The 14,832-nt window shown below is 69.1% G+C and carries 14 protein-coding genes; 7 read left to right on the plus strand and 7 right to left on the minus strand.

Annotated features, from left to right (window positions below; translation table 11 throughout):
- The first annotated feature begins 228 nt into the window (after nt 1-228).
- The 5 genes from GXY85_01070 (at nt 229) to GXY85_01090 (ending at nt 3,977) form a co-directional block, all read left to right on the plus strand.
- Complete coding sequence (locus GXY85_01070) at nt 229-1,374, plus strand: GNAT family N-acetyltransferase (protein NLW49420.1); 1,146 nt, start codon at nt 229-231, stop codon at nt 1,372-1,374.
- Nucleotides 1,375-1,468: 94 nt separating this feature from the next.
- Nucleotides 1,469-1,999, plus strand: a complete 531-nt coding sequence (locus tag GXY85_01075) for a sigma-70 family RNA polymerase sigma factor (protein NLW49421.1) — start codon at nt 1,469-1,471, stop codon at nt 1,997-1,999.
- 64 nt (nt 2,000-2,063) lie between these two features.
- Nucleotides 2,064-2,546, plus strand: a complete 483-nt coding sequence (locus GXY85_01080) for a hypothetical protein (GenBank protein ID NLW49422.1) — start codon at nt 2,064-2,066, stop codon at nt 2,544-2,546.
- A gap of 10 nt (nt 2,547-2,556) precedes the next feature.
- On the plus strand, nt 2,557-3,165 hold the full coding sequence (locus GXY85_01085; GenBank protein NLW49423.1) for a periplasmic heavy metal sensor: 609 nt from the start codon (nt 2,557-2,559) through the stop codon (nt 3,163-3,165).
- A gap of 140 nt (nt 3,166-3,305) precedes the next feature.
- A complete protein-coding gene (locus GXY85_01090) occupies nt 3,306-3,977 on the plus strand; it encodes a hypothetical protein (GenBank protein NLW49424.1) in 672 nt (223 codons plus the stop codon).
- A gap of 265 nt (nt 3,978-4,242) precedes the next feature.
- On the opposite strand, the gene aspS is transcribed toward GXY85_01090, so the two are convergent.
- From aspS to GXY85_01115, 5 genes are all read right to left on the minus strand, one after another.
- Nucleotides 4,243-6,006 carry an aspartate--tRNA ligase gene (gene aspS, locus GXY85_01095; GenBank protein NLW49425.1) on the minus strand — a complete coding sequence of 588 codons (1,764 nt, stop codon included), beginning with the start codon at nt 6,004-6,006 and terminating at the stop codon, nt 4,243-4,245.
- A 78-nt stretch (nt 6,007-6,084) separates the two neighbouring features.
- Entirely contained in the window at nt 6,085-6,855 is a 771-nt protein-coding gene (locus GXY85_01100; protein NLW49426.1) for a HEAT repeat domain-containing protein, read from the minus strand.
- A gap of 40 nt (nt 6,856-6,895) precedes the next feature.
- On the minus strand, nt 6,896-7,492 hold the full coding sequence (locus GXY85_01105) for a hypothetical protein (GenBank protein ID NLW49427.1): 597 nt from the start codon (nt 7,490-7,492) through the stop codon (nt 6,896-6,898).
- Nucleotides 7,489-8,757 carry an AAA family ATPase gene (locus GXY85_01110; GenBank protein NLW49428.1) on the minus strand — a complete coding sequence of 423 codons (1,269 nt, stop codon included), beginning with the start codon at nt 8,755-8,757 and terminating at the stop codon, nt 7,489-7,491. The genes GXY85_01105 and GXY85_01110 overlap by 4 nt, the downstream gene beginning before the upstream one ends.
- A 4-nt stretch (nt 8,758-8,761) precedes the next feature.
- Entirely contained in the window at nt 8,762-10,057 is a 1,296-nt protein-coding gene (locus tag GXY85_01115) for a histidine--tRNA ligase (GenBank protein ID NLW49429.1), read from the minus strand.
- Between the two features lie 204 nt (nt 10,058-10,261).
- Here GXY85_01115 and GXY85_01120 point away from each other — a divergent pair, with 204 nt between their 5' ends.
- Entirely contained in the window at nt 10,262-11,173 is a 912-nt protein-coding gene (locus GXY85_01120; protein ID NLW49430.1) for a lysophospholipid acyltransferase family protein, read from the plus strand.
- A 216-nt stretch (nt 11,174-11,389) separates the two neighbouring features.
- Nucleotides 11,390-12,940 (plus strand): helix-turn-helix domain-containing protein, encoded by a 1,551-nt coding sequence (locus tag GXY85_01125; protein ID NLW49431.1) that lies wholly within the window; start codon nt 11,390-11,392, stop codon nt 12,938-12,940.
- A gap of 22 nt (nt 12,941-12,962) precedes the next feature.
- Here the strand turns inward: GXY85_01125 and GXY85_01130 are convergent, their stop codons facing one another.
- Both GXY85_01130 and recA read right to left on the minus strand, forming a co-directional pair.
- Nucleotides 12,963-13,355 carry a holo-ACP synthase gene (locus GXY85_01130; GenBank protein ID NLW49432.1) on the minus strand — a complete coding sequence of 131 codons (393 nt, stop codon included), beginning with the start codon at nt 13,353-13,355 and terminating at the stop codon, nt 12,963-12,965.
- 28 nt (nt 13,356-13,383) lie between these two features.
- Nucleotides 13,384-14,460 (minus strand): recombinase RecA, encoded by a 1,077-nt coding sequence (recA, locus tag GXY85_01135; protein ID NLW49433.1) that lies wholly within the window; start codon nt 14,458-14,460, stop codon nt 13,384-13,386.
- Nucleotides 14,461-14,832: the final 372 nt, after the last annotated feature.

Genomic DNA, 14,832 nt, shown 5'->3' on the forward strand with positions numbered 1-14,832 from the left:
GGGGTGGGCGAACGCGTCGATCGGTCCTCGGCCGGCTGCCGCCCCCATCGTGCGGTTCCGGAAGTGTACCGGCATTGCGGGTCGGCGTCAATGCGGGGGCGCCCGCCCCGCGGGGGCGGCCGCCCCGCGGGCGCGGCCGCCCTTGCGGCCCGAGGCGCGTGGTGCTATCCTGACGCGTCGTCGCGAGCCGACCGCCGTTCATCCCCGTTGCAGCCGAGGTGCACCCCCATGACGATCGACGGACCGAAGGCCGTTGCCCCGGAGGAGTTCCGGAGCGCCATGGAACTGGTCGATGCGACCTTCCGCCCCGGGCAGCCCGGGGGCATGGAGAAGCACTTTCCCCTGATGCTCTGCCGGGAGAACGCCGGGCATCTGCGCGTCTTCACGGACGACGGCCGGGTGGTCGCCTTTGTGGGCATGTTCGTGCGCGACGTTCGGCTCGGCGGCAGCCTTCACCGGACCTGCTGCATCGGCGCCGTCTGCACGGATCCGCAGTACCGCGGCCGGGGCCTCGGCACGCGGCTGATGGATGACGCCGTCACGACGGCCCTGGCCGACCGCGTCGACCTGTTCCTCATCTCCGGCACTCGGGGGCTCTACACGCGTCTGGGCTACGTGTGCGTCGGCGCCTATCCCGTCTACTCGATCGAGGCCGCGCGCCTGCCGGCCGACGGCCCCTACGTGCTGCGCCCCTGGCAGCCCGAAGACCTGCCCGCCCTGGTGGGCCTGCATGCGGCCGAACCGGTGCGGTTCGTGCGCACGCCCTCCGACTTCCTGGCCCTGCTCCGATGCGGCCTCGTGTGCGACGCGCCGGGCGACACCGAACTGGTGTGCCGGAGGAGCACGGGCCGGCCGGTGGCCTACCTGAGCTACCAGGTGGGCGGGCGCCATAAGGCGGCCGACGCCCTGACCGCGGTGGAGATGGCCGGCTCCCGTTGGGCCGTGGCGCACGGTCTGCGGCTGTTGCTGACCAAGCGCAACGCCGCCGGGCTGCACCTGCGTGCGATGGGCAGTGACTGCGAGGCCGCCGAACTGGCGCACGCGTTCGGGTGGCCGTCCGAACTGCGGGGCTTCCGGGGGACGGTCGGCATCGCGGACCCCGCGCGGTTCTGGAGCGCCTGTGCGGCGGATTTCGCCGAACGCCTCGGCCAGGAGCGCGCCGGCCGCCTCCGCCTGGACACGGAGGGCGGGCTGTGCGTCCGCTATGGCGCCGAATCGCTGCCCCTGGGCGGCATGACGGGGCTGACCGAACTGGTGTTCCAGGCGCGCGACCGGCGCGCGGACCTGCCTCTGGCGCCCGAGAGCGAACTGCGCGGGGTGCTGGACGAGTTGTTCCCGCTGCCGCTGGTCGACTATGGCCTGAACTTCATCTGAGTTCGCTGAGCCGCGCCGGGCCGCTCGGTTGATGCGCGGGGGCCCTTCTGCCATACTCTTCAGGGGGTTACACCACGCTCAGGAACTTGCGTCAATGGCGTCCGATGAGGAACTGATGGCGCGGGCGGCCGAGGGCGACATGGACGCCTTCGAGGAGGTCGTGCAGCGCAATCAGCAACTCGCCCTGAACGTGGCCTACCGCTTCCTGGGGGACCCCGTCCTGGCCGAGGACGTGGCGCAGGATGCGTTCCTGAAGATCCTGTCCGGCGCGACGCGCTACGAGCCGTCCGCGCGTTTCCGCACCTACCTGTACAACGTCGTCTGGCACCTCTGCGTCGACCTGTACCGCAGGAAGCGGCCCGGCCCGCTCGAATCCCCGCACGAACGGGCGCATCCGGACCCCGGTCCCGCGCAGGCCGTTCTGGCCGGCGAACTGCACGAACTCGTGCGCGCGGCCGTGCATTCGCTGCCGCCGCGCCAGCGGATGGCGATCATCCTAAAGCACTTCGAAGACATGAGTTATGAAGACATCGGCCGGGCGCTGGGCTGCTCGCCTACGGCCGTGGACGCGCTGCTCGTCCGGGCGAAGCGGAAGCTGAAGGACGTCCTGGAGGACCGGCTGTAGACGCGTCCCGCAAAGGGGCGCAGGATTCGGCCTGCCGGGGCGTTTAAACAGTGGGAGGAGCATGGTGAACTGCGAACGGACAAGGGAGTTGCTGAACGCCTATCTGGACGGGGAGCTGTCCCCGGAACGAAGGGCCAAGGTGGACGAGCACCTGCGCGCCTGCGGCGCCTGCACCGACGTGCGGTCGCAGTGGCTGAGGCTGAATCGGGCGATCGGCTCTCTGCCCGGTGCCAAGGTGCCCGACGGGTTTGCCCGGCGCGTGCGGCAGGCGGCCGAGGCCGGCCGGGCCCTCCGCGTGGGACGCATGGGCCGCCGCGTGCGGCTGTTCGGAGACGCCCTGACGCGCATCGCCGCCGTCTTCATGGCCGTGGCGGGGGTGGCCGTCGGCATGGCCATGGGATGGACCTCGGCGGCGGCCAACGGGCACGCGACGGCGTCCGACCGGATGGAATCCGAGGGGATTGCGCTCCAGACGGACATGCCGGTGGCGATGCCCGAGGACTCGCTCAGTGACGTGTACCTGGCGTTCGTCATCGACGAAGAGTGAGAGGCGCCCTATGTGGAAGAAGATGCCGGCGCTCCTGCTCGTCTTCTCGCTCGCCTTCAACGCGGCATTCCTGGCCGTCTGGGCGCGCAAGAAGCAGCCGCCCCCTCCCCCGACCCAGGATCCCCCGGCGACACCCCGGCATCGGCCCTCGGCCGCGCGACGGCCCCATCTGCGGGACGGGCGGCGGTGGTGGGACCGGCTCGAGGTGAGCGACGAGCAGAAGACGCGCCTGGAAGAGAGCCACAGGGGACTCCAACGCAAGACCGAGGAACTCAGACGGCGCGCACGCACGCACAGCGAGCAGCTCTACAAGCTCCTGGAGGCCGAGCCGGCCGACGTGGATGCCATCCTGGCCGAACAGGAAGCGATCGACCGCATCGAGAAGGAGCAGCGGGAGGCGGTCGTCGAGCAGATGCTCGAGACGCGCCGCATCCTGACGCCCGAGCAGCGCGAGGCCTGGCTATCGATGATGCGCGACTTCAGGGGACGCCGGCGCAGCCGGGGCCCCGGCGCGACCTCGGAACGCAGCCGCCCCCCGATCGAATCCGGTCAGACGCCGCAGGGGGAACGCCCTGAGGGCGGCCGGCCTCCCCAAACGGCCCCGCAAGGAGGCGAGTGATGAGAACAGAACACCGGCGAAGCTTGGCGATTGTCTGCGCACTCATGGCATGTGCGGCGCCGGCATGGGCGCAGGCCCCTGACTGGGACCGCGGCCGGCCGGCTCGAACCGCCGCCGCTCGGCCGGAGCGAACCGCCGCCATGCCCGGCGAACGGCCCGCCGCCGCGGGCGGCAGCGGCATCCTGGCCGTGTTCCTGGGCGGCGAGACCGAAGGCGTGCAGGTCCTCAACGCCCCCGACGGTGTCGACCTGAAGATGACCGCCGACGAACCGGCCCGCGTGACGGCCCTGCAACTGCGCGTCGCGGAGGGCGTGGCGGCCGGGCTCGCTCGCACCCAGGAACGGACGCAGAGGCGCCGCGCACGCCCCGGACAGCCTGAGAGGCCCCTGCGTGCCGGCGCGGGGCCGGCCGCGCTGCTGGCCGAAGACGTGGGGGTGAGCGCGCGCAACACGGACGACGGCGTGATCGTCAGCTTCACCTCGACCAGGCCGGAGGTGGTGCAGGCCCTGCAGGAACGCATGCCGCAGTGGGTGGACGCGCTTTCCGAACGGGCGCGTCGCGCCCGGCGGACGCAGGAGGCGCGGCGCCTGCTGCGCGATCAGCAGGTCGCCATGGACGTGCAGGAGACGGGCAACGGCATCGTGGTCACGATCACCTCCGACGATCCGGAGGTGGCGGCCCGGATCCGCGACCTGTTGCCGGAGCATCTGCAGGCCCAGCACAAGCCCTTGGGGGCGGCCGGGGCCGGCCCGGCAGGCGCGTTGGACCCGGAGCGTCCGCGCCGCCGCGCACGCGTCCCACGCGAGCGCTGACAACGACGCCCGTTCGATGCACGGGCCGGGACTACGGGAGTTCAGAAGCCGCGGACACCACCCTGTACTCCACGTCATCCCGCGCGCCGGCACTGCCGGGCGGCGCCGAAGCTGAGTAGAAGGCAGACGCGCAGCCCCGTGGCCCTCAGGTGGTTCATACACTGCGCCAGGTCGGCGTCCGTCAGTCTGTCCGCTTCATCCGTCTTCGTCGGCGTTCATCTGCGGTTTCATGTCGTCTTGAGCCGGCCCTGCAGGGCCAGCCTCGTCAGTCCTCGCGCCGCCGGATGCCCAGTTCGCGGAGCTGGGTCTCGTCGACCTCCGACGGGGCGTCCGTCAGCAGGCAGACGGCGCGTTGCGTCTTCGGGAACGCGATGACCTCGCGGATGTCCTCGATGCCCAGGAACGTCATGGCCGTGCGGTCGAACCCGAACGCGATGCCCCCGTGCGGCGGCACGCCGTAGCGCAGCGCGCGCATGAAGAAGCCGAACCGCTCCTCGACCTGCTCCTCCGTGTAGCCGAGCAGCCGGAATACGCGCATCTGGAGCGCGGGGTCGTTGATGCGGATGCTGCCGCCGGCAATCTCCTGCCCGTTCATCACCAGGTCGTAGGCCCGCGCGGGCACCGAGGCCGGGTCGGTCTCCAGCCGGTCCAGCGCGTCCTGGCTGGGCGACGTGAACGGATGGTGCACGAACGTCAGCCGGCCGGTGACCTCGTCGGGCTCGAAGGCCGGCGGCTCCACGACCCAGCACAGCGCGTCCGGGGCGCCCTCCAGCAGCCCCAGCTCGCGGCCAAGCCGCAGGCGCAGGTGCGACAGGGTCAGGTTGCTCAGGTAGCGGCGCTCGGCCACGAACAGCAGCAGCGCCCCGTCCCCGGCGTTCAGGCGCCGGCAGATGGCGTCCAGCTCACCCGGCTTGAGGAACTTCGAGATGCCGCCCTCCGGCCGGCCGTCGCGGAGCTTCAGCCACGCCAGGCCGCCGGCGCCGAGCTGCCGGGTCCACTCGACCAGTTCATCCACCTGGCTGCGCGGCATCGCGGCTCCGCCGGGCACGCACAGGCCGCGCACGAGCGCGCCGCCGGCCGCCGCCTGCTGGAAGACGCGGAACTCGCACTCGCGCGCCACGTCCGTGATGTCGCGCAGTTCCAGCCCGAACCGCATGTCCGGCGCGTCGGTGCCGAACCGGTCGAACGCCTCATGGTAGGTGATGCGGGGCAGCGGCAGGGCCGGTTCGCCCTTGCCCAGGTCGGCGAACAGCCTTGCGACCAGGCCCTCCGTCATGGCCTGCACGTCCGCCTCGTCCACGAACGACATCTCGATGTCGATCTGGGTGAACTCCGGCTGCCGGTTGGCCCGCAGGTCCTCGTCCCGGAAGCACTTGACGATCTGGAAGTAGCGGTCCAGCCCTCCGGCCATCAGGAGCTGCTTGAAGAGCTGGGGGCTCTGGGGCAGGGCGTAGAAGCGGCCCGGCTGCACGCGGCTGGGCACCAGGTAGTCGCGCGCGCCCTCGGGCGTGCTCTTGGTGAGGAACGGCGTTTCCACCTCGATGAAGCCCTGCTCGTCCAGGTGGCGGCGCGTCGACTGCATGAGGCGGTGGCGGCGCTCCAGGTTGTGCTGCATGGCCGGCCGGCGCAGGTCCAGGTAGCGATAGCGCAGCCGCACGTCCATGGACACGTCCTCGCCGCTCTCCACGTCGATGGGGGGCGGCTCGCTGGCGCTGTGCAGCTCCATCTGCCGGGCGTTGACCTCCACCTGGCCGGTGGGCAGGTCGGGATTCTCCATCTCCGCCGGGCGCTGCTCCACCCGGCCCTGCACACTGATGCAGTACTCGCTGCGCAGGGCACGGGCCCGCGCGTGCAGCTCGGCATCGGTGTCCGGCTTGAACACGACCTGGGTGATGCCGGTCCGGTCGCGCAGGTCGATGAAGACCAGTCCGCCGTGGTCGCGCCAGTTGGCGACCCATCCGCTCAGGGTGGCCGGCCGGCCCGCATCCTCAAGGCGCAGGTCACCGCACTTGTGTGTCCGTTTCAGCATGTCCTGACCACATCCTCTTCCAGGGGACGCTCCCGCGTGACGGGCGCCGCACGGGCCGACTCCGTATGGGCGCGGCGATCAGTCACGGATCCGGCCCGGGATCTGCGCTGCGCGCTCGCCGATCGTGAACACGCTCTTGCGCAGCTCGACGGGGCTGAGGCCGTGGCGCAGGATCGTGTTGAACATGACGAAGCAGGGCCGTCCGCCGATATCGCGCAGGCCGATGGCGCCGTACGGCATGCGGAGGTTGCGCCGAAGGGCGGCCTCGTAATCGTCCGCGCTCGCCTCTCCGCAGTTGCAGTAGACGAGCGCGATCTCGCAACCCTCGTGGTCCGTCGAGCCGAACACGACCGTCACCTCCCGGCTGCGCGCGCCGCTCAGCGGCACGCTCACCCGGAAGCGGTCCGGCTCGTCCTCGCGCCACGTGGCGGCCGTGCCCTCGACGGCCTGCTCGATCAACTGCCGGTTGGCCGCCGCATCGCGGTCGGCGGCGTCCGCGGCCGGCGCAGCGTCCGCTCCGCCGGCCGCCCGCCGGGCCCAGCGCAGCCACTCCTCGGGCAGGGGTCCCAGGTCGCGTCCGGCCATCCTGACCAGGGCCTCGTGGGCCACCGAGTGGTAGTTGCGGTCGCCGAGCCAGCGGACGAGGACCTGCGCGGCCTCCGGCGAGCGGGACTCCCCCAGGCACTTCAGGATTGCCCAGCGCGCGCCCTCCTGCCCCTCGCGGTCCAGCGCCTCGATCAGGTGCGGCACCGCCTCCCGGCCGAGGACGACGAGACGGTCCGCCGCCCGGCTGCGCAGGCGGAAGTCGCGCAGTTGGCCGATCAGGGAGCGTATCTCCTGTTCGCTCATTGCGCCTCCTTCCCTCCGAGATCTGCAGGAGCCAACGGAACTAGCGCAGGTGTCTCCGCATGTCGTCAACGAACTCGGGCAACCCGCTCGGCCGGCGCGTTCGGTTAGTTGCCACATCGAGATCCATCTCCGCAACGATCGCCTCACCATACTCGGCGCCGCCCATCAGTGAGCGCACGGGCGCCAGCGCATCGCCAAGCAGCTTCTTGTAGAAGGCCTTGTCGCACTTGTACTCCGGCGCACGCACACGGATATCACAAGGCACGGCTCTCCTGAGGGCGCCCTCGTCCAAGCAGTACCAGCGCTCGATGTGGGGATCCGGAACACAGCAGACGGTCTGGGACTCCAGTCCCGTTCCGCGCATGACGCCCATGATCTCACGCACCCTCTTCGCCCTCGTGTGGCAGTTCCCGTCGATTGCCACGACAAGGATGTCGAACGCAGGCCCTGCGCTCGCCGACTTCGCCACCGAGCCCGCGAACCTCTTCAGTTGTGCAAGCACCTGCGACCCGCCCCTTGCGGAGCGAACGTCAGAGGCGACCTCGCGCCCTTCCTCACGGGCAATACGCGCCACGAGCGCACGGATGAACGCCTCCTGTGCGCGGTCTTCCAGGAAGTATGTGATCCTCGTCTTCACCCGCCGAAGTCGCCCCGAATCATGGCTTCCGATAGCGCCTCCTCAACATCGCCCTCGGCAAGCAGCGGGCCCTGACACCCAAGCGGCTCGATGACGCTTCCGGGCCCCTCTCTCCTGCAGGCGTACCACGAATCGCGAGGGAACGACGTGGCAAGCAGCGGGGAATGCGTCGTGACCAGCAGTTGCTTGCCATACTGTGTGCATGCGCGATGCATGATGTCGGCAATGGTACGGATCCGGGCAGGATGGACACCGTTCTCCGGCTCCTCGTATCCCACGAGAGTCGCCGGGCTGTCGGGATGAACAGCCGCAAGCAGACCCAACAGGCGTAGTGTCCCTTCGGAGATGAGTCTGCCCGAGAACTCGCACGTAGCTTCGGTCACCTTCAGCCCAACCATCCCTTCCTTCGTCAAGGCAACGTCGATCTCCGGCCGATTGGGCATGATGGTCCCGACGGCCCGCCGGAAGCTGTCGAAGGAGGACGGCCACTGGTTCTTGAGTGTGTTGAGATATGCGGCCAGGTTCTCGCCCCTGGGGCCGATGCCGCGGACTTCCGAGACGGGCACGTCCTCTCGCATGAGCGTTCGGGGCTCCAGGTAGTATGTCCGCCATCTGCTCATCTCACGACGCAGCGCCGTAACATGGGGGTAATGGGGTTCGTACAGGCTTGTTGACATGATGGTGTGGTCAAGACCGAGAGGGAACTCGGATGGTCGGCCCTGGCCCTCCATCCGAAGCCGGAGTTGCCCGTCGACCCTCTCGAGGAAGGCCACACGGTTCGCCTTGGGAGTCAGGTCCGACTTCAATGCCTGGACTCTCTCATCCACCACCCGCAACACGCCTGTGCGCGGCAGCAACTCGATCTCGATCTCGTGGCGCAGGAGCCGTTCGAGCACGCGCTGTCGCGCGCCGTCCCTCTCCGTGTCAAGGCCGTGCCGCTTCTGCGCGATCGTCCGCTCTGTTTCCTCGAGGACGCTCTCAGACAACTCAACATCCACACCGAAGCGACAGCGCACGGACTCCTGTTCACGGAGGCCGTCGAAACCGTGCTCGCCATACCACATGCTCTCCAGGGGCAGGCCCCGGTGTCCGTCGAACGCCTCCTGAAGGCTTGGCTGGGTGACGAAGCCGGAGACGAGCTGGATTGCGTCCAGGAGGTTGCTCTTCCCCGCGCCATTGGGGCCAATCACGACTGCGACCGCCCCGAGAGTGAGGTCCAGCCCATGGAAGGACTTGTAGCCATTGATGCGAATGCGCCGCAACATGGTCTCACCCCTCCTTCGATGCGTCCGGGGTCGGCAGCGCGGCCGCCTGTTGGGCGGCCTCGGCGCGCGGGGCGGCCCACTGGCGGCCCTCCGTCATGTCCTTCAGGGTCACCTCCCCGCGGGCCGCCTCGTCCGGCCCCAGCAGGCAGCAGAGACGCACGTTCAGGCGGTTGGCGACGCGGAGCTGGGACTTCGGGCTGCGGCCCTCGTAGTCCATGTCGGCCGATACGCCGGCCCGGCGCAGGTCGTGCACGAGCGCGAAGGCGTCGCAGCGCAGCGCGTCGTCGAAGCAGACAACATAGGCGGTCGGCGAGGCCGACGAGTCCGGCGCGGGCCCCAGCTCGGCCTCCATGGCCAGGAGCGTCGCCTCGGCGCCGATCGAGAAGCCCACGCCCGGAGTCGGGGGGCCGCCCAGTTCCTCGACCAGGCCGTCGTAGCGGCCGCCCCCGCAGATGGCGTCCCGCGCGCCCAGGTCCGGGTGCTTGATCTCGTAGACGGTGCGCGTGTAGTAGTCGAGCCCGCGGACCAGCCGCGGGTCGTCCCGGAACCCGGCGCCGGCCCGGGTCAGCGCGGCCCGCACCTCGGCGTGGTGCGCCGTGCAGGCCTCGCACAGGTGGTCGGTCATCTCGGGCAGGGAGTCCACGACGCGCCGGCAACCCTCGTTCTTGCAGTCGTAGACCCGCATCACGTTGCGCTCGATCCGGTCCCGGCAGTCCGCGCACAGCTCCTCTGTGCGTCCGCGAAGGATCTCCAGCAGGCGCGCGCGGAACGCGGGGCGGCACTGCGGGCAGCCGATGGTGTTGATCCAGACGGTGTGCCGGGTCAGGCCCACCCGCCGGAACACCTCGCCCGCCATCAGCACCGTCTCGGCGTCCACCAGGGGGCTGGTGCTGCCGAACACCTCCACCCCGAGCTGGTGGAACTGGCGCAGGCGTCCGCGCTGCGGGCGTTCGCGCCGGAACATAGGCCCGGCGTAGTAGAGCTTGCGGAACGGCTGCTGCTTGTGCAGGCTGTGCTCCAGGTAGGCGCGCACGACCGGCGGCGTGCCCTCGGGGCGCAGCGCGATCGCTTCGTCCTCACCGGTCGGGATGGTGTACATCTCCTTCTGCACGATGTCCGTCGTCTCGCCGGTGCCCTTGACGAAGAGCTGGACGTCCTCGATGACGGGCGTGCGGACCTCGCCGTAGCCAAAGGACTCGAACACCGTGCGGGCCGCCTCGTAAAGCCGGCGCCAGTGCCCCCATCCGGCGGGGAGCACGTCTTCGGTGCCCTGGATCGACCTGACCTGTTCTCGAGCCATGTGAACCGCCGCCGCGTTGAGCGGACGAACTGGAGGAGACGGCGTGGCGGCGCCGCATGCCGCCGGCGCCCTGAGGCCGGTGTATTGTAGCAGAATCGCCCGCGGCTGCAAACCGCGTGCGCCGGGCGCCGCTCGGCGCCGTTTGAGAAGCGAAGGGCGAACCGTGTACAATGCGCGCCCTGACCTCCTAAAAGGCAAGGTGGCTTGAACCGACTGCGGGATGTCCTCAAACACGGGCCGACCTACCTGGTCGCGCGCACGAGCCTGGCCATCCTGCAGGCCCTGCCGTGGAGTGTCGCGCGCGTCGTTGCACGGTACCCCGCCGACGTGACCCGCCTGCTGGACCGCCGGGAACGCAAGCAGATGGCGCTGGCGAACCTGCGCGCCGCCTTTCCGGACCTGAAGGAGGCGGAGATCCGGCGCATCCTGCGCAATGTCTACCGGCATTTCTCCGAGGCCGTGGTCGACTCGGCCAACGTCTCGCGTCGCGCCGCCCGCGGAGACTACGAGGGCCTGTTCGAACTCGAGGGCTTCGAGAAGGTTCGAGACGTGCCCGAGGGCCGGGGCATCATCTTCGTCACCGGCCATTTCGGCCAGTTCGAGGTCCTCGGGCTGGCCTCGCCACTGATCGGGCTGCCCGTCTGGAGCATCGCGCGCGACACGAGCAACCCTTACCTGGCGCGCCACGTCCGGCGCATGCGCCAGAGCAGCGGCCAGAAGACGCTCGAGAAGGAGGATAGCTGGCGCGAGGTCCTGCGCCTGCTCCGGCGCGGCGAACACACCGCACTGCTGATCGACCAGGACGCGCGCCGCAAGGGCATCTTCGTGGACTTCTTCGGCCGGCCCGCCTCCACGGCGCCCAGTGCCGGCCGGCTGGCCGTCTACACCGGCTCGCCGGCCGCCTTCACCTATGCCCGCCGCATCCCGGGGCAGAACCGCTTCCGGCTGGTCCTGAAGGACCTCATCTTCCCCCGCCCCGACGCCGACCCGGCGGCCGAGGTGCACCGCATCACGCAACGCCTCACGCACGATCTCGAGGAGGAGATCCGCAAGGCGCCCCAGGAGTGGCTCTGGCTCCACCGCCGCTGGAAGACAAAGCCCCGCCGGCGCCCGTGAGTTCGCTGTCCGGGCCCTCCTCCCTTAAGACCGATCCGGCGTCCGAACACTCGCTGTCCGGGGTGTCAGCAGAGCGCACCGACTGAGCGCAGCCTCCCGATCACACCTTCTTCTTCCGGCGGGAAAAACGCCCATTTCTCGTCTTGACAAGGCACATTGGCGCGAGTATAAGACCCTGTATTGGACACAATTCTCGCGGGCTTCGCGGAGAGTCGGATGGATATTCTGACAATCCAGGATGCAGCGGAACTGCTCGTGGTCGACCCCAAGACGATCTACCGGCTTGCCGAACGCGGAGAACTGCCCGCGTTCAAGGTGGGACGTCAGTGGCGGATGCGCAAGCGCGATCTCGATGCGTGGATCGAGGAGCAGCTTCGGATCAACGAGGCGCCTGCCGCGTACGCCGGAAACCAGCAGTTGCTGTTCAATGTGCAGTCGGTTTCCACCGGTCAAATCCCGGCGAAGAAGGGTTTCAGCGACTCCGCTTTCTCTGAGAATTCCGACCTCCCCGTTCACCGGTGGGTGCCCTGGATTGCCGGCTTCAGCGCCGTCTTCGTAGCAGAAGCGCTGGACCACTACCTGAATGCAATCCCGGCGGCAAACGCAACGGTCCTCGATCCGTTCGCCGGTGTGGGAACGACGCCGGTGACGGCCTTGCTCCAGGGTCATCCGGTCTGGGGCTTCGAGATCAACCCCTACGCGGCAACTGCTGCACGGCTCAAACTGGGCGTTCATGGCATACCTGTGGAGGCGCTGCAGTCCACGGTTGCGCGATTCGAGACTGAGGTGACCGAGGCCATTGGCTCCGGACGAGAGCCCACGAGCCGGCCACCCGCCGGGTTCGTCAGTCGGCAGGCGTTCTTTTCGCCGCCCGTGGAGCAAAAGGTCCTGCTGGTAAGGGATTTCATCAACGGCATCGTCGATCCGTCTGTTCAGGAATGTTTCCGTGTCGCGCTGGCCTCCGAACTGGTCGGCTTCTCCAACTACTCCTACGAGCCCAGTCTCGGCACGCGCGCTGCTGCCGGCAAGAGCGATGTCCTGGACGCACCGGTTGTGCAGGTCCTGGTCCGCAAGCTTCGCCAGATGCTCTCCGATATTCGGGATGTCCAGGCTCGGGTGGGTTCGGCAGAGCGCCCGAAGGTGGAGTTTCATCGCGGGAGCTTCTTCGACCTCCACGGCCGCGTGCCGGGCGGCAGCATCGATCTGGTGCTGACGTCGCCGCCGTACCTGAACAACTACCATTATGTTCGCAACAGCCGTCCTCAGATGTACTGGCTGGACCTGGTCGGTTCGCCCGGTGATCTCAAGCAAGTCGAACAAAACAGCTTCGGGAAGTTCTGGCAGAACGTAAGGGCGCAAGAGGCCGTGTCGCTCGAGTTCCCGCTTCCCGATCTCGAAGCCGACCTGGCAATGCTCCGCACAATCAACACGCACAAAGGCCAGTACGGCGGCGCGGGCTGGGCAAACTACGCGGCGACATACTTCAACGACTGCCATCGCTTCGCAGGAATCCTGGCGCGCATTCTGCGCCCCGGCGGCCGCGCAGTGATCGTCCTCGGCAACAGCATCCTGCAGGGGGTGGAGTTCAGGACCGACGACCTGTTCGCGCGCATCTGCGAGCTGCAGGGACTGAAGGCGGAAGAGACGATCCCGCTCCGGGAGAAACGAACCGGCTCGAGCATCATCAAGTCCTCCGTCAGGGCCAACGCGGCGAAGGCACGCACGTCTCTCTATGAGTGCGCCGTCGTGCTCGCCCGACCGGCCTGAGCCGGCGCCGCAGGCGGCCGGACTACGGCATCGGCGGGCGGCCTTCCAGGAGGACCTGGGCGATGGCGAAGTGGCGGTGGTGCGTCAGGCTCACGTGGATCCGCTCCACGCCCATGCTGTACGCCCGGTCCGCCGCCGCCCCGCTCAGTGCGATCGACGGCGCGCCCAGATCGTTGTTGACCACCTCCACGTCGACGAACTGCAGCCCCTGCGCCCAGCCGACCCCCAGGGCCTTCAGCGCCGCCTCCTTCGCCGCAAATCGCGTCGCGAACCGCTGGTCCGGGTGCGCGCATCGCCGGCAGTAGGCCGCCTCGCAGTCCGTGAACACGCGGCGCACGAACCGCTCGCCGTAGGCGTCCACCGCGCGGCGGATGCGCTGCACCTCCACGATGTCCACGCCGATGCCCAGGATCATCGCGCGCCCTCCCCGGCGCCGGCGGCGCTCAGTCCCCCGCCCCTTCGCTCGCCGCACGCCGCATCCGTTCGAACTCCTTGCGCCGCTTCTCGGCCAGTTGGGGCGACAGCTTGTCGAAGATCGCCAGCTCGATCGCCTCGGCCATGTCGGGATTCTCTTCCAGGAAGGCGCGCGCCTTCTCCTTGCCCTGGCCCAGCCGCGTCTCGCCATAGGAGATCCAGGCGCCCGACTTCTCCAGGACGTCATGCTCCGCGCCGAGTTCGATCAGGTCGCCCTCGCGCGAGATGCCCCGGCGGAACAGCAGTTCCACCTCGGTGGTGCGGAACGGCGGGGCGACCTTGTTCTTGGCCACCTTGATGCGGCAGCGGTTGCCGATCGTCTCGGCGCCCTCCTTCAGGCTGCCGATGCGCCGCAGCTCGATGCGCACGCTGGTGTAGAACTTCAGCGCCCGGCCGCCGGGCGTCGTCTCCGGGTTGCCGAACATGACGCCGATCTTCATCCGCACCTGGTTGATGAACACGACGCAGGTGTGCGACTTGGAGACGATGGAGGCCAGCTTCCGCAGCGCGCGGGACATGAGGCGGGCCTGCAGGCCCACCGTCTGGTCGCCCATCTCGCCCTCGATCTCGGCGCGGGGCGTCAGGGCGGCCACCGAGTCGACCACCACGATGTCGATGGCGCTGCTGCGCACGAGCGCCTCGACGATGTCCAGCGCCTGCTCGCCGGAGTCGGGCTGGTTGATCAGCAGGTTCTCCATGTCGACGCCCAGACTGCGAGCGTACTGGGGGTCGAGGGCGTGTTCGGCGTCGATGAAGGCGGCCACACCGCCGAGGGCCTGGGCGGAGGCGACGATCTGCAGGGCCAGGGTGGTCTTGCCCGACGCCTCGGGGCCGAAGACCTCGATCACCCGGCCGCGGGGCACGCCGCCGACGCCGAGCGCCAGGTCGAGTGCGGGGCTTCCGGTGGGGATGGTGGCCACGTCGAGCCGGGTCTCGCCCTCGCTGAGCTTCATGATGGCGCCCTTGCCGAACTGCTTCTCGATCAGCTCGAGGGTGCGCTCCAGGGCCTTTTCGCGTTCGTCCCGCCCGTCGCCGCCCTTCGCCATGTCCGTTACCCCGGATGTTCTGGTGGGAGAGTGCAAAACGCTGTCCGTCAGTATTGTATGCGCCCGCCCCCACAATGCAAGGCCAAGTGCGGCAAAAGGCTGTCAGGCAGCGGCCGGCGGCGCGACAAATGCCGGCGTTCGCGCGCCATCCGGACGGCCGGGCCGGACGTGGCCGCCGGCCGCCGGGCCTGGCCGAAATTGGGTTTGTTTCGCAGCGGAAGGTATTGCCGCAGCCGTGCGCCTGGGAACCACGACGACACCACGGGCACGACGCACGGGACGGCGTCCAGGCCGATCCATCGAAATGTCTAACTTCTGGGCGGATTGCATGTTATGACGGATTGGGTTTGTTTCGCGAAAACCGTGTTCCCG

It is taken from the genome of Candidatus Brocadiaceae bacterium, from assembly GCA_012728835.1.
Classification (GTDB): Bacteria; Planctomycetota; Brocadiia; order SM23-32; family SM23-32; genus JAAYEJ01.

What these genes read in the sequence shown, in the direction of transcription:
- GXY85_01070 (NLW49420.1), top strand. Translation starts at nt 229, where the DNA reads ATGACGATCGACGGACCGAAGGCCGTTGCCCCGGAGGAGTTCCGGAGC.
- GXY85_01075 (NLW49421.1), top strand. Translation starts at nt 1,469, where the DNA reads ATGGCGTCCGATGAGGAACTGATGGCGCGGGCGGCCGAGGGCGACATG.
- GXY85_01085 (NLW49423.1), top strand. Translation starts at nt 2,557, where the DNA reads ATGTGGAAGAAGATGCCGGCGCTCCTGCTCGTCTTCTCGCTCGCCTTC.
- GXY85_01090 (NLW49424.1), top strand. Translation starts at nt 3,306, where the DNA reads ATGCCCGGCGAACGGCCCGCCGCCGCGGGCGGCAGCGGCATCCTGGCC.
- aspS (NLW49425.1), bottom strand. Translation starts at nt 6,006, where the DNA reads ATGCTGAAACGGACACACAAGTGCGGTGACCTGCGCCTTGAGGATGCG.
- GXY85_01100 (NLW49426.1), bottom strand. Translation starts at nt 6,855, where the DNA reads ATGAGCGAACAGGAGATACGCTCCCTGATCGGCCAACTGCGCGACTTC.
- GXY85_01110 (NLW49428.1), bottom strand. Translation starts at nt 8,757, where the DNA reads ATGTTGCGGCGCATTCGCATCAATGGCTACAAGTCCTTCCATGGGCTG.
- GXY85_01115 (NLW49429.1), bottom strand. Translation starts at nt 10,057, where the DNA reads ATGGCTCGAGAACAGGTCAGGTCGATCCAGGGCACCGAAGACGTGCTC.
- GXY85_01125 (NLW49431.1), top strand. Translation starts at nt 11,390, where the DNA reads ATGGATATTCTGACAATCCAGGATGCAGCGGAACTGCTCGTGGTCGAC.
- GXY85_01130 (NLW49432.1), bottom strand. Translation starts at nt 13,355, where the DNA reads ATGATCCTGGGCATCGGCGTGGACATCGTGGAGGTGCAGCGCATCCGC.
- recA (NLW49433.1), bottom strand. Translation starts at nt 14,460, where the DNA reads ATGGCGAAGGGCGGCGACGGGCGGGACGAACGCGAAAAGGCCCTGGAG.